Genomic DNA, 16,757 nt, shown 5'->3' with positions numbered 1-16,757 from the left:
TTTTCGGTGATATTTCATACTCTTAAGAGTTTTTAACAAGTAGGAGCTGCCGAAGGCTGCGATCTTTTGATTTTTGAAACAAGATCAACAGATCGCAGCCTTCGGCAGCTCCTACAGGTTATGCGGCAGCCGGCACACCACTGTGAAAGCGGAACTCGTCATCCGGCGACTCGATCAGTTCCTGCTCGGCAGCACGCACCTTGTCGATCACCTGAGCGATGTCCTTCGCGTCGCCGTACTGGTAAGCCAGTTTCAGATAACCCTGGAAGTGCCGCGCCTCGCTTTTCAGCAGGCCGAAATAGAACTTGCCGAGTTCTTCGTCCAGATGCGGCACCAGCGCTTCGAAACGCTCGCAACTGCGCGCTTCGATGAATGCGCCGACCACCAGCGTATCCACCAGTTTCACCGGTTCGTGGCTGCGCACCACTTTGCGCAGTCCCGAGGCGTAGCGCCCGGCGTGCAGCTGGCGCAGCTCGATCTTGCGGCGTTTCATGATGCGCATGACCTGTTCGTGGTGCACCAGTTCTTCCCGGGCCAGACGCGACATCATGTTGATCAGGTCGACGTGGGAATGGTACTTGGCAATCAGGCTCAGCGCGGTGCTGGCGGCCTTGAACTCGCAGTTCTTGTGGTCGATCAGCAGGGTTTCCTGATCGGCCAGTGCGGCCTGGACCCAAGCGTCGGGTGTGCGGCAGCCAAGGAATTCGTGGATTTCGGGAAGGATCATGAGGCTCACGGTAAAAGGTGTACGAGCAAAGGCCGCCGATTATACCGGCCTGCCCGCAGACCACCAGTCGCAGGCGTTGATATGCATCAAGTCGCAGGCGCATGAGCAGCAACTATAGTTGTGCAACGCCGTGCCTTTTCTTTGCTGGAGACTCCGCTCATGCAAGCCATTCGCAGCATTCTGGTGGTCATCGAACCCGAACATTCGGAAAGCCTGGCGCTCAAGCGCGCCAAGTTGATCGCCGGCGTGACCCAGGCCCATCTGCACCTGCTGGTGTGTGACCGCAAGCACGACCACGCCGGCATGCTTGGCGTGCTCAAAGCCGCACTGCTGGCGGATGGCTACAGCGTGACCACCGAACAGGCGTGGAACGAAAGCCTGCACGAGACCATCATCGACGTGCAGCAGGCCGAAGGTTGCGGGCTGGTGATCAAACAGCACTATCCCGACAGCGCGCTGAAAAAAGCTCTGCTGACCCCGGCCGACTGGAAACTGCTGCGCCACTGCCCGACTCCGGTGCTGTTGGTGAAAACATCCACCTCCTGGAAAGACCGAGTGATTCTTGCGGCTGTGGACGTGGGCAATGCCGATGGCGAACACCGGCATTTGCACACCACGATCATTGATCATGGCTACGACATTGCCAGCCTGGCCAAGGCGCATCTGCATGTGATCACGGCGCATCCGTCGCCCATGCTCTCGGCCGCGGATCCGACCTTCCAGCTCAAGGAAACCATCGAAGCGCGGTACCGCGAGCAGTGCAAGGCGTTTCAGGCCGAGTTCGATGTGGACGACGAGCACCTGCATATCGAGGAAGGCCCGGCGGATGTGTTGATTCCGTTCATGGCGCACAAGCTGCAGGCGGCGGTGACCGTGATCGGCACCGTGGCGCGCAGCGGGTTGTCAGGCGCGTTGATCGGCAATACCGCTGAAGTGGTGCTGGATGCACTGGAAAGCGACGTGCTGGTGCTCAAGCCGCAGGAGGTTGAGGATCATCTGGTGGAGTTGGCGGTGAAACACTGAGGATTACGGTGCCTGAACCGACGCCTTCGCGAGCAGGCTCGCTCCCACAGTTGGAATGCATATTCCTGTGGGAGCTGGCTTGCCAGCGATAGCGGTGGCTCAGTCAACATTGATATTGGATGCACCGCCCTCATCGCTGGCAAGCCAGCTCCCACTACATTTTGCACTCCACTCCGATCATTGTGGGAGCGAGCCTGCGCGCGAAGCTTCTAGGCGCCGAAGGCGTCTTTCAGAAAGCCGGGGGCGATATAGCGCTGATAATGCGCTTCCGACAACAGGAAGAATTCCCGATCAATGGCATCGCGCAGTTCCGGCAGGTTCCAGTCGCGGAACTCCGGCAGCAACACCATCCCGTAGGCCTCCAGATTAATGATCACCCGCGCCCCGCGAGCGATCAGCTGATAGGCCCAGCAATATTCCGACTGATGCGGTACAAAGCGGATCTTGCGCTGTTCCAGCTGCTGGCGCAGACGCGCCGAATCGAAGATCTCGACCTTGCTCGCCATCACTTGTGACAGCAATTGCTCCAGACGCAACCACACCGCACGCTTTTCCTCCTCGCCGTAACCATTCCAGTGGATCACTTCGTGGTGGAAACGCTTGCAGCCACGGCACACCAGATCTCCGTAAACAGTGGAGCAGAGGCCGACGCAGGGGGTCTTGATGGTCTGATTGGGCATAAATTGGCAAAACACTGAAACGCGGAACAGGCCGGCATGTTAGCCCTTTGTCGGCCATTGATCACCCCTCAAACGTCAGGGGCAAGCGCTGGCTCGCGGTTTGCCTCGCCCGCGCACAACGCCACCAAAGTCCAATAGAGCGCGACTTACCTTTAAATTTTTTTTGCCGTAGAATCAGCCAGCCTTTTAAGGCGCCAATGTCCGTTAGAAGCTGTTTTCAAAGCGTCACGAGCACAGTCGTTCCTTCAGAGCGGTGTTGGCGAAGGGTTTTTCCAGCGGGGAAAAGCCCAACGCCAACCCTCATCAGCTCCCCGTTCTGCAGGCGTAAAACTTTGAAAGCAGCTTCTGTAAGGAATTGCCGGTAATTCTGGCCAAACGACTCACAACGTCGTGCGGTGCATGAGTACGGCAATTTCGGGATGAGCGTCCCGGACACCCATTTGGGACCACTGATGAGGGTAATAACTGTGCTTGAAGCCTACCGCAAACATATCGAAGAGCGTGCAGCCCTGGGTATCGTTCCCCAGCCGCTTAACGCCGAACAAACTGCAGGCCTGGTCGAGCTGCTGAAGAATCCTCCGGCTGGCGAAGAAGCTTTCCTCGTTGACCTGATCACCAATCGCGTACCACCAGGAGTGGACGAAGCCGCTTACGTCAAAGCCGGTTTCCTGTCGGCCCTGGCCAAAGGCGAAGTCACCTCCCCTCTGCTGGACAAGAAGCGCGCTGTAGAACTGCTCGGCACCATGCAGGGCGGCTACAACATCGTGACCCTGGTTGAACTGCTGGACAACGCCGAGCTGGCGCCAGTGGCTGCCGAAGAACTCAAGCACACCCTGCTGATGTTCGATGCCTTCCACGACGTGGCTGAAAAAGCCAAGAACGGCAACGTTCACGCCAAAGCCGTGCTGCAATCCTGGGCTGATGGCGAGTGGTTCAAGAAACGCCCTGTGCTGGCCGACAAGATCAGCCTGCGCGTGTTCAAGGTCACCGGCGAAACCAACACCGACGACCTGTCCCCGGCACCAGACGCCTGGTCGCGTCCTGACATCCCGCTGCACGCCCTGGCCATGCTGAAAATGGCCCGTGACGGCATCGTTCCGGACGAGCAAGGCAAGACCGGCCCGATGAAGCAGATCGAAGAAATGCGCGGTCAAGGCTTCCCGATCGCCTACGTCGGTGACGTGGTCGGTACCGGTTCCTCGCGTAAATCGGCGACCAACTCGGTCCTGTGGTTCTTCGGCGACGACATTCCTTACGTACCGAACAAGCGCGCTGGCGGTTTCTGCTTCGGCAGCAAAATCGCTCCGATCTTCTACAACACCATGGAAGATGCCGGCGCACTGCCGATCGAGTTCGACGTGTCGAACATGAACATGGGCGACGTGATCGACCTGTACCCGCACGCCGGCAAAGTCTGCAAGCACGGTACCGACGAAGTCATCACCACCTTCGAAATGAAGACCCCTGTGCTGCTGGACGAAGTCCGTGCCGGCGGTCGTATCCCGCTGATCATCGGCCGTGGCCTGACCGAGAAGGCACGCGCCGAACTGGGTCTGCCTGCGTTCGACCTGTTCAAGAAGCCGGAAGCACCGGCTGAAAGCACCAAGGGCTTCACCCTGGCGCAGAAAATGGTCGGCAAGGCGTGCGGTCTGGCAGAAGGCAAAGGCGTTCGTCCTGGCACCTACTGCGAACCGAAAATGACCACCGTAGGTTCTCAGGACACCACCGGTCCGATGACCCGTGACGAACTGAAAGACCTGGCGTGCCTGGGCTTCTCCGCTGACCTGGTGATGCAGTCCTTCTGCCACACCGCAGCGTATCCGAAGCCGATCGACGTGACCACCCACCACACCCTGCCTGACTTCATCATGACCCGCGGCGGCGTTTCCCTGCGTCCGGGCGACGGCATCATCCACTCGTGGCTGAACCGCATGCTGCTGCCGGACACCGTGGGTACCGGTGGTGACTCGCACACCCGTTTCCCGATGGGCATCTCGTTCCCGGCCGGTTCCGGTCTGGTCGCGTTCGCCGCTGCCACCGGCGTCATGCCGCTGGACATGCCGGAATCGATCCTGGTGCGCTTCAAAGGCAAAATGAAACCTGGCATCACCCTGCGTGACCTGGTTCATGCCATTCCTTACTTCGCCATCCAGAACGGTCTGCTGACCGTCGAGAAGAAAGGCAAGAAAAACGCCTTCTCCGGCCGCATCCTGGAAATCGAAGGCCTGGAAGGTCTGACCCTGGAACAGGCATTCGAACTGTCCGACGCCTCGGCCGAACGTTCGGCTGCCGGTTGCACCATCAAGCTGTCGAAAGAGTCGATCACCGAGTACCTGCAATCCAACATCACCCTGCTGCGCTGGATGATCGGCGAAGGCTACGGCGATGCACGTACCCTGGAACGTCGTGCGCAAGCGATGGAAGCCTGGATCGCCAACCCGCAACTGATGGAAGCCGATGCCGACGCCGAATACGCCGAAATCATCGAAATCGATCTGGCCGACATCAACGAGCCGGTACTGTGCGCGCCGAACGATCCGGACGACGCCCGTCTGCTGTCCAGCGTCGCTGGCGAGAAGATCGACGAAGTGTTCATCGGTTCGTGCATGACCAACATCGGTCACTTCCGCGCTGCCGGTAAACTGCTGGACCAGGTCAAGGGTCAGCTGCCAACCCGTCTGTGGCTGTCGCCGCCGACCAAAATGGACGCTCACCAACTGACCGAAGAAGGCTACTACGGCATCTACGGCAAGGCCGGCGCGCGCATGGAAATGCCAGGCTGCTCGCTGTGCATGGGTAACCAGGCACGCGTTGAGCCGAACAGCACCGTGGTCTCGACGTCGACCCGTAACTTCCCGAACCGTCTGGGCGACGGCGCAAACGTCTACCTGGCTTCGGCCGAACTGGCGTCCGTGGCTTCGATCCTGGGTCGCCTGCCGACCGTCGAGGAGTACATGGAATACGCTGGCAAGATCGACAGCATGGCGGCCGATGTTTACCGCTACCTGTCCTTCGACCAGATCGCCGAGTTCCGTGAAGCGGCTGCGAACGCCAAGATTCCGGTCGTTCAAGCCTAACGCTGCAACGCAATGAAAAAACGCCGCCCATCGTGAGATGTGCGGCGTTTTTTTATGCCTTGAGTTTGAGGGCTTGCTGCACCGCCCCATCGACGCTCAGCCCGCTGAGTATCACCCCGTTGGCCGTTACCTCCGGCAACGCCTCCAACGCGACCAGCGCTTCCTGTTTGAGCCGCGCCAGAATCAGCCGCTTGCCCTCCTGATGCACCCGCAGGAAAAACTCCTGCATCGCCTCGATACTGGTGCCGTCCAGGTCCGGGGTTTCCTCCAGACTGAGGATCACCGTGTGCAGCGGCACTTGCGAATGACGAATCAAATGCAGCGCCGCACCGAGAATCCGCTCCACATTGGCAAAGAACAATGCCTCACTGGGCCGCACAATCAGCACTCCCGGCTCAACCGTCGCCGTTGGATGTCGCTGCAAATCGACAAAATCGTGCCCGCCGTCGATTCGCCCGAGCACCTGAATGTCCGCCGCCGACATCTGTTTGAGCATCAGCAACACGCTGATCGCCACCGACACCAGCAAGCCGTCGAGAATGCCCAGCACCAGCACCGCCCCCACCGCGCACAGCACCAGCAGCCGATCCCGGCGCCAGACGAAGTAGCGCCCCAGCGGCTGCAGACTCAAGCCACGCGCCAGCGCATGAATCACGATGGCCGCCAGAATCGGCTCCGGCGTCAGGGCGATCCATGGCAACACCGTCAGCACGATCACCAGCACCATCAGCGCCGCCACGCCACCGGCCCAGCGTGACGTCGCCCCGGCCGCCTCGTTCGCCGACGTCGCCGAATACCCGGCCCCCGCCGGCATGCCATGGAACAATCCAGACAACAGATTCGAGGCCCCCAGCGCCAGCAGATCACGGTTGGAGGTCACACGATCACCGTGTTTGAGGGCGAACGCACTGATCGAGCCGTACGACTCTGCATACAGAATCATCACCAGCGCGAACCCCACTTCCCCTAGCCGCAGCCAGTCGGCAAACGGCAGCACCGGCAGGTTCGGTACTTCCAGGCTCAGGTCGATCAAGCCGATCAACTTCACACCGTGGGCCGGCAGGTTCAGCCATTGCCCGGCGACGATACCGATCACTACCACCAGCAAACCGCCGGGCACCCGTGGAAAACGGGAGAACAGGCTCAACAACAGCAGAGCCACCGCAGCGACAGCCGCCGCCGGCCAGTTCCATTGCGGCAGTTGTTCGAGCAATTGCGGGGCGAAGCGCACCAGATTGGCGTCGGTCAGGTGCACGCCGACCACGCTGGCGACCTGTTTGAGGATGATCGTCAGCGCCAGGCCAAAGGCGAAACCGCGCAATACCGGTTTGGCGATAAACGAAGTAACGCTGCCGAAGCGAAAGATCCCCGCCAGCAAGAACAGCCCACCGGTGACCAGTACCAAGCCGACCGCCAGCGTCGCGCGTAACTGCGGGTCGCCATTGGCCATGGTCGCGGTGGTCGCCGCCAGCACCGCCGCTGACGAAGACGTGGCCGAGACAATGGCAAAGCGGCTGGTGCCAAACAGTCCGTAGCAGAGCAATCCGGCAAATAGGGCAATCACGCCGGCCTGCGGCGCCAGCGCGGCGATGGTCGAATAAGCGACCGCTTCGGGCAAGAGCAGCCCGGCAATCGACAGGCCGGCGAGGATGTCACGCCAGCGATTGGTGGGTTCTACCGGTTGGGCCGTACTCGACAATCCACTGTCTCCAGACGAAAAAAAGCCGCAGTGCATGAGAGATGCGCAGCGGCCTACTGTAGCTGAAAAGCGAAAGATCGCAGCCTTCGGCAGCTCCTACAGGTATACACAAACCCTGTAGGAGCTGCCGCAGGCTGCGATCTCTTGATCTTCAAGCAGTCAGCGAATAAATCAACGCCGAAATCGCCACCAGACCTACGGCGGTGACGAACACGTTCGACGCCTGACCGCGATAGCGCGCCATCGCCGGTACTTTGCGGATCGCGTACATCGGCATCAGGAACAGAATCGCAGCGATCACCGGGCCACCGATGGTCTCGATCATCCCGAGAATGCTCGGGTTCAGGGTCGCGACGATCCAGCACACCACCAGCATGAACGCCGCCACGATGCGATCCAGCGCCTTGGCACCCGGACGCTTGCCGCTCTTGACGATCAGGCCCTTGAGGCCTTCGCTGGCGCCGATGTAGTGACCGAGAAACGACTTGGAGATCGCCACAAACGCAATCAACGGCGCCGCGAACGCGATGGTCGGATTGCTGAAGTGGTTGGCCAGGTAGGACAGGATCGACAGGTTCTGCGCCTTGGCTTCGGCCAGTTGTTCCGGCGACAGGGTCAGCACGCAACTGAAGACGAAGAACAGCACCATCACCACCATCAACAGGTGGGCGCGGCAGAGGATCTGCGAGCTGCGCTGGTCAGCGTTGACACCGTAGCGACGCTTCTGATCCACCGCAAACGCCGAGATGATCGGCGAGTGGTTGAACGAAAACACCATGACCGGAATCGCCAGCCACAGTGTGTGCAGCAACGCCGACGGTGCCGGCACTTGCGAGGCGGTGGTGAGAATGCCGCCGTTCCAGTGCGGAATCAGGTACACCGCGAGGAACAGCAGCGCAACGATGAACGGATACACCATCAGGCTCATCGCCTTGACGATGGCCTGCTCGCCGCAACGCACAACGGCGAGCAGGCCGAGGATCAACACGAACGACAGCAGCGCGCGCGGTGGCGGCGTGATGTGCAGTTGGTGTTCAAGGAAACTGGCGACCGTGTTGGTCAGGCCGACGCTGTAGATCAGCAGGATCGGGAAGATGGCGAAGAAGTACAGCAGGGTGATCAGCGCACCGGCCTTGATGCCGAAATGCTGCTCGACCACGTCAGTGATGTCGGCGCCTTCGCGACCGGAGAGGACGAAGCGGGTCAGGCCTCGGTGGGCAAAGAACGTCATCGGGAAGGCCAGCAGCGCGAGGATCACCAGCGGCCAGAAGCCACCCAGACCGGCGTTGATCGGCAAAAACAGGGTACCGGCGCCAATGGCCGTCCCGAACAGTCCCAACATCCACGTGGTGTCATGGCGATTCCAGCTCGACAGTTCAGCTGGTGCTGCCGCTTCATAGCGTTCGTCGACGCTATTGGCCTGATCATTCATCCGGTCGGATCTCCGCATTCCGGTCACTTGCCACTCGGTCGGGACGCGTCGGAAAAAACCGACAGACATGCTCCGGCCGAAACAGGGGCGCGATTCTCCGTGATAAATGAGCAGAAGCAAAGACTTAGCTGAGGAATGGTTGTACGGAGCAGATCAGTGGGTTGTCGTTTTTGGGAAAATAGCTGTCGGCTTCGGATACGTGAAATGTCGTTTTTCGACAAGCTCCAGCGCCAAATCCACTGGCAAGGCCTGATCAGATTGATCGAGCCAGGAGAAATCCGAGTGACATGCAAAACAGGCCGAACGCCAGCATTCCCCAGATTGGGTACATATCGCCCTTGTTTTTGATGCGCATTCTTTCAACGTCCTCATCGTATTCTCGATCTGCCCGTTCAATCATGGCCTGACGGTCAAATGTACTCATGGTGATTTCCTTCTTAGAGAGTGGGGTTGAATGGTACAAACGCGAACACTTAAAACTTGAGTGAAAGTCCTACTACGGCCGCTGTTGCGGTCAACACCCCAGCGACTACCGCAAACGGATAAAAATACGTATCCCACCTCAACTTCTTTTCTTCCGCGATAAGCTTTTTTCTCTCGGCCGCCAGTTTCCGTATTTCACTCATTATCCTTTCGAGTTCCAGGTGTTCTCGATTGTTTTGAAGCATTTGCCTTCCTTGGCTGTTGGTAGTCACTACCCGAGCTACTTTGTGTCCCCATGATTTCGCGTTCATCACCATTCCGGTAGCAGACGCATCCGCCAAATTCGTAGGCAAAATCCGCGAAAAATGTAGGTAGCCTCGTACAAAAACAGCGGCGAGCTCATCACCCCACACTTTCAATCTGGCCGACATGTTCTAGCGTGAGAGGAGTCCCTTGCCCCACGGAGTCTTTGCCCATGCCCCTCGTCCGCGTCGAAATCAAAAAGCACTCTGATCCCACCTTCGCCAAACGCATCGGCGAGCAGATCTACGCCGCCATGCGCAGCACCATCAACGTACCGGAGCACGACAACTTCCAGATCCTCAACGAGCACGACGGCGAGCATTTCATCTTCGACCCGCAGTACCTGGGCATCCAGCGCAGCGATGAGTTGGTGATCATCCAGATCACCCTCAATGAAGGCCGGACGCTGGAGCAGAAAAAAGCCCTGTACCAGACCATCGCGCACAGCCTGAACAGTCAACTGGGCATTCGCCTGGAAGACGTGTTCATCAATCTGGTGGAAGTCAAAAAGGAGAACTGGTCGTTCGGCAACGGCATCGCCCAATACGCCAGTTGACTGGACTCGTTGGCGACTTCGTGCAGCCGATCAACGATACCGGGGCGAGCTTCTGACGAAGCGCCCGCGCGCTCCCCGTTTCAGCTCCTACACTGGCTGAAGCGGGGCTGCGGCCATCATTGCCAAAGCGCTCTGGAATCAGCACTCTGACACGATATTCGCGACCGAACCGCCATTGATCACAGGAGCCGCGCAATGCCCGCCACCGTTCTGGTACTGGTTGAAACCATCAATGACTATCTGCCGATTCTCGAGCATCAGGGCTTTCATCTGATCCTCGCACCAACCCCTGCCGAACGCGCGCAAGCCATTGCCACCCACGGGGCACGGATCGACGCTGTACTGACTCGTGGCCCGCTGGGCCTGACGGCCGAGGAAATCGCCGCCCTGCCGGCGCTGAAGATCATCACCGTGATCGGTGCCGGTTACGAACACGTCGACCTGCAGGCCGCCAGCGATCGCGGGATTACCGTGACCAACGGCGCCGGGGTCAACGCCTCGTCGGTGGCCGACCATGCCCTGGCCATGCTGCTGGCACTGGTACGCGACATTCCGCGCTGCGACGCGGCGGTGCGCCGGGGTGAATGGCCGAAGATCATGCGCCCGTCGCTGGCCAATAAACGCCTGGGGATTCTCGGCCTGGGGGCGGTGGGCATGGCGATTGCCAAGCGTGCTCACCTTGGTTTCGACATGCAGATCAGTTACCACAACCGGCAGCTGCGCAGTGATGTGCCCTATGCGTTCTGCTCCACGCCGACCGAACTGGCACGGGCCTCGGATTTTCTGATCGTCGCCACGCCGGGCGGGATTGGCACCCAGCATCTGGTGACGCGCCCGGTACTTGATGCTCTGGGCCCGACCGGTTTCATCGTTAATATCGCCCGGGCCAGCGTGATCGCCACGGCCGAGTTGATCAGCGCACTTGAGCAACGACGGATTGCCGGGGCTGCGCTGGACGTGTTCGATCACGAACCGCAGGTGCCCGATGCGCTGAAAACCCTGAACAATGTGATTCTCACGCCGCATGTCGCCGGTCTGTCGCCGGAAGCCACACAAGGTATGGTGGAACTGGTGGGGAAAAACCTGATGGCATTCTTTTCGGGGCAACCGGTGCTGACGCCGGTTGAGCTACCGCCGAAACTGGGCAATCAACGCGTGCACTAAAGCACGCCGAGCAAGGTCCACAAACGCCGCGACTCGGCGTCGGCGCTGATCAATTCGCCGAGCAATTCACTCAACGGCTTGTTGCCCCACTCTACCCCGCGCCGAATCAGGTAAGGCACCGGGCTGTGGGGCTCGGTGCGGGCCAGGTATTCGGCAATCAGCAGCAATTGGCGGTAAGCCTCTTCACGACTGGCCGGCTCACGGAAAATCTGTGCGACCGACGCTGCTTCGCCCGTCTGAACCTCGGTGACAGGCGCCTCAACGACCGCAGGCGGTGGTGCCGGTTGTTGCGGGTGCATGGCAATGAACTCCTGAACCAGTGTCAGCAACGCTTGAATGGTTTCCTGCAAGGGGCGAAATCCCGGCCCCTGATCGCCCAGATACGCATCGCTCCAGGCGTCCAGTCGCTGCAGATGCTGCAGGCTCAGCAGTAAGTTACCCTGCATGCGCAGCCAGAACGCCATGGGCGTGACGCGTATTTGATCGTCGAGTTTCTTCTGTTCGTTGCGCGCGACGTCAGACGAGGCCTTGGCGTTTTTGCTGTCATTGGCCTTGACTTGCTGCACCTGCAAGCGGCGCCAGACGTCGAGGGTGTAAACCTCGAAATCACTGTTGTGCGTGCCGAACAGCGGCACTCGCGTCAGCAGAACATCGCTGTAGCGCCGCACCAGCCATTCCAGCGGAATGACCCGCCACGACTGATCACCGTCCTCGGCCTGCGGATGCAGGTGCTCGGGATAGCGTTCGCACAGGCCGGCGATCAGCGCCAGGCTGCCGGGCAAACCATCCAGTGCCTGCAGATGCAGCCACGCCTCGCCCAGCCACGCGGCGAGCATCAGGTCCTTGCTGCGCTCCAGCAGCAAGACCGTGGTCAACGCTTCGAGCTCCGGCCAGTTCGCCCGCTTGACTGCCGACTGCCAGACCCCGGTCGGCAGGCTGGTGTCGTCCTCGCGGCGCAAATCGCGCAACTGATCGTACTCACGTTCGTAACGCAAATCCGTCCCACAGGGCTGCTCGGCAGTGATGGGCGCCAGCAACTGATCGATCAGGTCCGGCAGAGTCGTCGATGGCAGGCTCACAAACCCTCCTCGTTGCGGGCATCCAGCGCGGCGGTGGCGCCGGTCTGTTGATACGGCGAGCGCGGTGCGCGGGTCGGCAGCGGCGAGATCGCCAGCGGCAATTTCGAGCCCTGACTCATCAGCGACAAGCGCACGAACATCCGTGTGAACTCACTGGTGACACTGTCGGTCGCCGCCGTCACCGGCAGACGCAACGTCAGTGGAAAGTCGGTGTAATCAAGATTCGGCTGCCGCTGCACCGAGAAATGCGCACGCATCAGCCGCAACAACGACCACGGCCCGCCGTACTCCCAGCCCGCCTCCAGGTCGCGCACCACCAGGTTCGGTTGCAACGGATCGTTGACCGGACGCTCTTTGCCGTTACGTGCCCAGCGCAGCGTCAGGCGGATCGGCTGGCCGACCATCCAGCGCAGGTTCGGCTGTTCGGCACCGGGGTAGTTGACCTGTTGATTGCCCGCTAACAGGCCCCAGGCGATCACCTGATCGGCCCCCTTCTCCTCCTCGCGATCAGTGCGCCAGCGCACATCAATTTCAACCCCGAGGATGCCGCTCTTGTCACGCACGAACAGCGGCGTCAGCCACACACTGGCCTGCTTCAGGCGCTTGAGAAAGTCTTCGGCCGCCAGGCGCTCCGGAGTCTGACTCAGGATCAGTCCGGCCTGCGCCACCGGCAGGCGCTTGTCGATGATTTCGAGAAAGTGCTGAACCCGCGCCGGGTCGGCATCTTGCGCCTGCACACCGTTGGCAAACGGAAAGCGATCGGCCAGGTATTGATTGAAATAGGAAGCCAGCTCATTCCACGCCGCAGCCGCTTGCTGCTGTTGCAGGAATTGGCAGCGCTGCATCGCCGACTGCTGCAATTCCACCGCGCGCATCGCCAGGGTGCCACGCCCGCCCGTCAGGTTGGCTGTTTGCAGGACCTGCAGGCAGGAAGCAGTGTCCATCTCGACGAAATCACGACTGACCAGTTGCTCGATCTGCGCCGGAGAACTCGCCGGGTTGGCGTCCTTGTACTTGAGCAATTCATCGTTGAGTGCGCTGAACTGCGTCACTCGCTCGTAATCCAGCGCCGACAGGTTGCCCTGCTGGGTCATCAGCCATTGCAGGGCTGGCGCGCGACGTTCGGTGATACCGAGCATGGTGTTGAACTGCTGTTTGAGGCTCAGCTTCAAGTCCTGTACATCGCTGGCGCCGTATAGTTGCAGACCAAGGTTTTTCGAACCATCCCACTGACTGATTTCAGTGCGCCCGCCAAACAGCGGTTGCGCGGTGATTTCGTCCAGGCCACTGACGATCTGCGCCAGCGCCCGCCGGTTCAACGCGTTTTGCAGACGCGCAGCCAGATCGCTGCGGTGCACCTCGACAAAAGCCTTCTGCAGGGCCATGGCCTGTTCGGCCTGAACATTGAAGACCGCGTACGGATGTGTCTGATCGTTATGATCCTTGAGACTCAGCCACATTGCCTGTGCAGCGGCCGTTTCGGCAGCCTGCAGCAGCGCATCGCGATACACCGGCGGGATGCGCGGCAGCTCTTCGGCGACATAACTTTTATAGCTGGCGAAGTAGCTCAGTGAGGTATTGAGGTCGTCGCCGTCAACGGTCTGGCCCTGCATGTTGACGTTATCTTGCGTGGCACGCATTGCGATCGAAACAAAATCGCGCCGGAACAGCGCCTGCACCGCGTTGTTGAGTTTCACCACCTGATCCTGCAACGCCAGTTGCCCGCTGCCCTGCTGCACCAGCAGGTTGCCGCGTGAACCGACCTGGGCAATCCACTGATCGCGAAAGCTCTGCTGCAACTTGCTCGCCTGGGCGTCCAGTTGTTGTTCGACCGCTGGCCCGAGCAAGCTGCTCTTGCGTACCTTGTCGAGAAAGTCGCGATAACCCGGTACCAGTTCCTGCCCCTTGCCGCGACTCCAGGTCGAGTTGGTCAGAGCGATCGCCGCTTGCAGGTCATCGATCAGGGCGCGCAGGTCTTCCAGCTCGCTCAGGCTATTGCCGCTGCCGGCCTCCAGTTGTTCCAGATGCAGCTTGAGGTAGCCGGCCTTGCTGACGAAGTTGTCGGCGAGAAAATACTGGTCGAGCCAGCGCTCCATCAGCCCGTTGAAATTGCTGACAATCAGCGGCCGTTCCACGCTCAGGTCCAGCGCCTGCAAGTCACCGCCATCCCCCGCCGCGAGCAAGCGGTTGTAATAAGCGGCATGGGGCAACGTGGCGGGGTTGAGGTTGAGTGACAGCGCACTGTTGCTCAGTTGCACCAGATCATCCAGTGGTACACGCTGGTTATTCTGCACTTCACCGAACAACTGGTTCTGCTGCTCCAGACGCAGCGCGCGATCCACCAGATCCGTGGCCTTCTGATAGTTCTGCCATTGCGCGGGGTCCTCGCTCTCGACGCTGGCACGCCGCTCAGTGCTGCGAATCGCCTTGATCTTCGCCAGCTCCGCGACCAGCAGATCGTGCAGCGGCACCAGCATATGGCGCTGGATCGAGCGGAACAGCTCCTGCTCCAGTTGCAGGTCGAAAGAGGAAAACCACGCGCTCGGAAACACCAGCGACGCATAGTGCCAGTGCGGGGCTTTTTCCAGCACGCGCCAGAAACTCTGCACGTTACGCCGGGTCGGCTCGATGCGATGCGCCTCGTCGGTGACCGCGACGTAACTCTTCTGCGCGCCCTGCATCAGCCGCGCCAGTTCGTGAGCATCGCGCACCGAATCGCGCCAGATCCAGACCATCGCCACCACCCATACCACCCCGACCACCAACGCGACGCCGGCAGTGATTCGCTGCCAGCGCTGACGCAAGCGCAACAGGCGCGGCACACCCTGGGCCAGCCCCCGCTCGCCAACCACTCGCTGACGCCACAACTGACGCACGAACGCACTGCGTTGCAGGCCGCTGTCGTCAGCGGAAAAGCCGTCAAGCGCATCGTCAGCCGGCTGATTGGCACTGAAGTAAAGACCGCGAAAACACGCGGCCTCGCCCTGCGCATTACCTTGAAATACCGGCTCCAGTACGTTTTGCAAACCGCGGCGCAAGGTTTCGATACGTTCCGGCAACGCGTACAGGTCCGCGCTCAGGTGCCCGGACAACGTGCCGATCTCAATCACCGCTTCGGCCAGTGCCCGGTGCAATCGATCCATGGCCTGATCGCTCCACTGGCCCTGCCACACCGCATCGCGTGGGTAAGGCGATGACCAGCCCAAAGTGCGATCACGGGCCTCGTCGGGCAGTGCACTGATCAGCTCCTGAAATCCCGGCAGCTCTTCAAGCCCGGTGACGATCACGTACACAGGCACACTCAAGCCGAAACGCTGCAGCAGATCGATAAAGCGGCGGCGTGCCGCCAGCCCGAGCTGGGTGGCCTGCTCCAGGTTGCCCAGGCGACTGGCTGGCACCGTCCAGACAATCCCGTCCAGCGGACGTTTGCTGCGCAGGCGCAAGATCAGCCCGAGCAGACGCCACCAGCCTCCGCGCTGCAAGTGCATGCCGTCTTCGGGCAGGAACAAGGCCTGCGGCACCACCAGCACCGCGCCTTCGGGGTCCGACCACCAGCGGCCGAACCACGCTGGTTTGTCGGTGGGTTGCAGGTGCCATTCGTTGACCAATTGCGTGCCCTGGCGTTCGTCGCCGAGCATCAACAGCCACGGTATCTGGTAGCGGTCGTGAGTGCCCTGCTCTTGCTCCATGTGCCGCACCGACGTATAGAAACTGCGGATCGCCGCGCCGCTCTGGGTCCGCAGCCACCACACCAAAATCGCGATGATCAGCAGCAATAACAACAGCGCCACCACCCACGCGACAATCGTCAAAGTGCTCATGAGTCTTGCTCCGGAGCCACCACTGAAGCGCTGATTTGCAGCACCGGTTCCAGTTCAGAGCGGATGTCGCGCCACAGAAAATGGCCGATGCCAGTCAGCAGCAGAACCATTGCGATAATTCCCAGTGCCAGGCGAAATCCGTCCGGCAACGCCGTGCGTACCGGCAGTTGCAACGGCGGGACCTGTGAGGGTTGCACCAGGCGCTGACTGACACCGGCGTAGTCGGCTTCGTCTTGCCAGGCAAAGCGGAACAGCGCCAGCCGCCACTTTTCCAGTTGTGCCTGACTGTGTTCGCCGCGCAGTCGTCCGTGAAAGCCAAGGATCAGGCATTGCAGGTAGACATTGGCCAGATCGCGGCTGGTCGGTTGCTGTTCATCGAGCAGCGTTTGAATCGCCGCCGGCAGTTGCTCGCCAGCCTGACGCGTGGAATACAGACGTGACTCCAACGGTTTGCTCTGCCACGCCGATTGTCCCGGCCACGGGCTGAATAACAGGGTCTCATCAACCAGCGCAACGAAGGCATAGACCAGCGCCTTGACCTGCTCAGTGGCCGAATCGCCCACCCGCGAATACGCTGTGCGCCACAAGCGTTGCGAAGCCTGGGTCGAAAGTTCGACCACGCTGTCGACCAGTTCGGTCTCGTCCTCGTTGTCCTTGGGCAACTGGTTCCAGTCCAGCGACCATTGCTGCCACGTTTGCCGGAACGCGCTGCCGAGCGGCGCGTCCTGCAAACTCAGAGTTCTCGTTGCGGCCCCGGCAGTCCCTTCCGACAT

General features: G+C 60.5%; 13 protein-coding genes. 4 read left to right on the top strand and 9 right to left on the bottom strand.

Annotated elements, in window-relative coordinates; genetic code table 11:
- Positions 1 to 118 precede the first annotated feature (118 nt).
- The gene (locus tag B1722_RS12465) at positions 119 to 727 is read right to left on the bottom strand and encodes a tRNA-(ms[2]io[6]A)-hydroxylase (RefSeq protein ID WP_041067368.1); all 609 of its coding nucleotides are present in this window, start codon (positions 725 to 727) and stop codon (positions 119 to 121) included.
- A 159-nt stretch (positions 728 to 886) separates the two neighbouring features.
- Here B1722_RS12465 and B1722_RS12460 point away from each other — a divergent pair, with 159 nt between their 5' ends.
- A complete protein-coding gene (locus tag B1722_RS12460; protein WP_041067371.1) occupies positions 887 to 1,750 on the top strand; it encodes a universal stress protein in 864 nt (287 codons plus the stop codon).
- 209 nt (positions 1,751 to 1,959) lie between these two features.
- On the opposite strand, the gene B1722_RS12455 is transcribed toward B1722_RS12460, so the two are convergent.
- Positions 1,960 to 2,430 (bottom strand): DUF1289 domain-containing protein, encoded by a 471-nt coding sequence (locus B1722_RS12455; protein WP_041067373.1) that lies wholly within the window; start codon positions 2,428 to 2,430, stop codon positions 1,960 to 1,962.
- 467 nt (positions 2,431 to 2,897) lie between these two features.
- Between B1722_RS12455 and acnB the strand changes: the two genes are divergently transcribed.
- The gene (gene acnB / locus B1722_RS12450; protein ID WP_047293641.1) at positions 2,898 to 5,507 is read left to right on the top strand and encodes a bifunctional aconitate hydratase 2/2-methylisocitrate dehydratase; all 2,610 of its coding nucleotides are present in this window, start codon (positions 2,898 to 2,900) and stop codon (positions 5,505 to 5,507) included.
- Positions 5,508 to 5,559: 52 nt separating this feature from the next.
- On the opposite strand, the gene B1722_RS12445 is transcribed toward acnB, so the two are convergent.
- The 4 genes from B1722_RS12445 to B1722_RS30120 form a co-directional block, all read right to left on the bottom strand.
- Positions 5,560 to 7,242: a SulP family inorganic anion transporter gene (locus B1722_RS12445; protein WP_371851372.1), complete on the bottom strand. Its 1,683-nt coding sequence runs from the start codon at positions 7,240 to 7,242 to the stop codon at positions 5,560 to 5,562.
- Positions 7,243 to 7,357: 115 nt separating this feature from the next.
- Complete coding sequence (locus tag B1722_RS12440) at positions 7,358 to 8,638, bottom strand: HAAAP family serine/threonine permease (RefSeq protein WP_041067380.1); 1,281 nt, start codon at positions 8,636 to 8,638, stop codon at positions 7,358 to 7,360.
- Positions 8,639 to 8,891: 253 nt separating this feature from the next.
- Positions 8,892 to 9,062, bottom strand: coding sequence for a hypothetical protein (locus B1722_RS29580; protein WP_174377316.1), 171 nt, complete (start codon positions 9,060 to 9,062; stop codon positions 8,892 to 8,894).
- A 49-nt stretch (positions 9,063 to 9,111) separates the two neighbouring features.
- Positions 9,112 to 9,492 (bottom strand): hypothetical protein, encoded by a 381-nt coding sequence (locus B1722_RS30120; protein ID WP_371851371.1) that lies wholly within the window; start codon positions 9,490 to 9,492, stop codon positions 9,112 to 9,114.
- Positions 9,493 to 9,536: 44 nt separating this feature from the next.
- On the opposite strand from B1722_RS30120, the gene B1722_RS12430 reads away from it, so the two are divergent.
- Both B1722_RS12430 and B1722_RS12425 read left to right on the top strand, forming a co-directional pair.
- The gene (locus tag B1722_RS12430) at positions 9,537 to 9,920 is read left to right on the top strand and encodes a tautomerase family protein (protein ID WP_041067383.1); all 384 of its coding nucleotides are present in this window, start codon (positions 9,537 to 9,539) and stop codon (positions 9,918 to 9,920) included.
- 195 nt (positions 9,921 to 10,115) lie between these two features.
- The gene (locus B1722_RS12425) at positions 10,116 to 11,084 is read left to right on the top strand and encodes a 2-hydroxyacid dehydrogenase (protein ID WP_086792722.1); all 969 of its coding nucleotides are present in this window, start codon (positions 10,116 to 10,118) and stop codon (positions 11,082 to 11,084) included.
- Here B1722_RS12425 and tssA read toward each other — a convergent pair.
- The 3 genes from tssA to B1722_RS12410 are packed head-to-tail and all read right to left on the bottom strand — an operon-like array spanning position 11,081 to position 16,757.
- On the bottom strand, positions 11,081 to 12,163 hold the full coding sequence (tssA, locus tag B1722_RS12420; RefSeq protein ID WP_041067389.1) for a type VI secretion system protein TssA: 1,083 nt from the start codon (positions 12,161 to 12,163) through the stop codon (positions 11,081 to 11,083). The two genes, B1722_RS12425 and tssA, sit on opposite strands and share 4 nt — an antisense overlap.
- On the bottom strand, positions 12,160 to 15,984 hold the full coding sequence (locus tag B1722_RS12415; protein WP_086792720.1) for a type VI secretion protein IcmF/TssM N-terminal domain-containing protein: 3,825 nt from the start codon (positions 15,982 to 15,984) through the stop codon (positions 12,160 to 12,162). The genes tssA and B1722_RS12415 overlap by 4 nt, the downstream gene beginning before the upstream one ends.
- The gene (locus B1722_RS12410; protein WP_086792718.1) at positions 15,981 to 16,757 is read right to left on the bottom strand and encodes a DotU/TssL family secretion system protein; all 777 of its coding nucleotides are present in this window, start codon (positions 16,755 to 16,757) and stop codon (positions 15,981 to 15,983) included. The genes B1722_RS12415 and B1722_RS12410 overlap by 4 nt, the downstream gene beginning before the upstream one ends.

It is taken from the genome of Pseudomonas sp. SCPG-7, from assembly GCF_002156405.1.
GTDB classification, from domain to species: Bacteria; Pseudomonadota; Gammaproteobacteria; order Pseudomonadales; family Pseudomonadaceae; genus Aquipseudomonas; species Aquipseudomonas parakoreensis.
Note: the sequence above shows the minus strand (reverse complement) of the source record. Positions and strands in the feature narration are given on the sequence as shown.

What these genes read in the sequence shown, in the direction of transcription:
- B1722_RS12465 (WP_041067368.1), bottom strand. Translation starts at nt 727, where the DNA reads ATGATCCTTCCCGAAATCCACGAATTCCTTGGCTGCCGCACACCCGAC.
- B1722_RS12460 (WP_041067371.1), top strand. Translation starts at nt 887, where the DNA reads ATGCAAGCCATTCGCAGCATTCTGGTGGTCATCGAACCCGAACATTCG.
- B1722_RS12455 (WP_041067373.1), bottom strand. Translation starts at nt 2,430, where the DNA reads ATGCCCAATCAGACCATCAAGACCCCCTGCGTCGGCCTCTGCTCCACT.
- B1722_RS12445 (WP_371851372.1), bottom strand. Translation starts at nt 7,242, where the DNA reads ATGCACTGCGGCTTTTTTTCGTCTGGAGACAGTGGATTGTCGAGTACG.
- B1722_RS12440 (WP_041067380.1), bottom strand. Translation starts at nt 8,638, where the DNA reads ATGAATGATCAGGCCAATAGCGTCGACGAACGCTATGAAGCGGCAGCA.
- B1722_RS29580 (WP_174377316.1), bottom strand. Translation starts at nt 9,062, where the DNA reads ATGAGTACATTTGACCGTCAGGCCATGATTGAACGGGCAGATCGAGAA.
- B1722_RS30120 (WP_371851371.1), bottom strand. Translation starts at nt 9,492, where the DNA reads ATGTCGGCCAGATTGAAAGTGTGGGGTGATGAGCTCGCCGCTGTTTTT.
- B1722_RS12430 (WP_041067383.1), top strand. Translation starts at nt 9,537, where the DNA reads ATGCCCCTCGTCCGCGTCGAAATCAAAAAGCACTCTGATCCCACCTTC.
- B1722_RS12425 (WP_086792722.1), top strand. Translation starts at nt 10,116, where the DNA reads ATGCCCGCCACCGTTCTGGTACTGGTTGAAACCATCAATGACTATCTG.
- B1722_RS12415 (WP_086792720.1), bottom strand. Translation starts at nt 15,984, where the DNA reads ATGAGCACTTTGACGATTGTCGCGTGGGTGGTGGCGCTGTTGTTATTG.
- B1722_RS12410 (WP_086792718.1), bottom strand. Translation starts at nt 16,757, where the DNA reads ATGTCGGAAGGGACTGCCGGGGCCGCAACGAGAACTCTGAGTTTGCAG.